Origin of the sequence: Plesiomonas sp., from assembly GCF_051650925.1 — a bacterium.
Lineage (GTDB): Bacteria > Pseudomonadota > Gammaproteobacteria > Enterobacterales > CAMTGL01 > Plesiomonas.
The window spans coordinates 1-1,178 of sequence record NZ_JBOFRH010000254.1 but is presented as its reverse complement, the minus strand read 5'-3'; the positions used below and the strand labels follow the sequence as shown (position 1 = coordinate 1,178).

Sequence of the window (1,178 nt, the reverse complement as noted above, 5' to 3'; positions counted from 1 at the left end):
ATGGTGTTGACCAAAGGTCAGTCCTTTATCCGGCCGATGATTGTGACGGTTTCCCTGCTGATGACCTGCAAAATGGTGTATGACAGTCATGGCACGGAGATTTATCAGTGGTTGTCGGCGCTGATCGCATGACACTGGTTGCATGAGTTTGACGGGCGAAAAGGGATAGCGCTGCAAGCGAAGCCGTACAAACGAAGCGTTATAAACAAAGAGTGCCCTCATCAAGTCGCCTAAAAAAATGGCCGGAAGCAGTGCTGCTCCGGCCATTTTTTGTGTGCGCTGTTTATAGCAGTGTTGCGGTGTGTTGTTGAAGGTGCGACGAGCAGCCGATTACGACTCTTCGCTTTGGGTGTAGTTAAACACCGGTAAACCTAATTCAAAGTGCATCGCCAGCAAACGGGCCACAAAGCCACTGCACAGGGTAATCATGGTCACTGCATTGTGATCTAATCCGGTATGTTGCAAGCCGACATACAGCAAACCGGCGGCAAATGAGATCCCCGCATACAACTCTTTTTGGAATACCAGCGGGATCTGATTACACAACAGATCACGCAGTACCCCGCCAAATGCGCCGGTGATCACTGCGGCAATCACCGCCACTACCGGGCCGTGGTGCATATCCAGCGCCACTTGCGCACCGATGATGGAAAAGACGATCAAACCCAGTGCATCCAGCACTAAGAACACTTTGCGCAGGTGCTTCATGACCGGTGAGATCCACGTCGTGATCACTGCGGCACAGGCCACAATCACAATGTAGTGCGGGTGTTTGACCCAGCCGAGCGGGTAATGGCCGAGCAACATATCACGGATCGAACCGCCCCCGATGGCAGTCACACTGGCGATGATAATCACACCGAACAGATCCATTTTACGACGACCTGCGGCCAGCGCACCGGTCATGGCTTCAGCGGTGATCCCGATAAGATATAAGATAGTCAGTAACATGGGGAAAGTGGCTCAGTCCATCAGTGAAAACGCGAGTGAGACAACACAGGCCAGCACACGGTATGACGCTTCTGTATGACGCGGCTAACGTTGGCTGCTGGTTGGCGAATGCGCGCTATTTTACTGCTGATTTTTCTTTTGTCGCATTACAAATACTAATCATTTATTGATTGTGTTTTAAATGTGACATTGTGATATCACATAGTAAATGAAGTTGCATACAGCAA

General features: G+C 50.5%; 1 protein-coding gene. It reads right to left on the bottom strand.

The annotated features are described in order from the left end of the window. Positions 1 to 330: 330 nt before the first annotated feature. Positions 331 to 951 (bottom strand): trimeric intracellular cation channel family protein, encoded by a 621-nt coding sequence (locus ACRC27_RS06100; RefSeq protein ID WP_010862140.1) that lies wholly within the window; start codon positions 949 to 951, stop codon positions 331 to 333. Between the last annotated feature and the right edge of the window lie 227 nt (positions 952 to 1,178).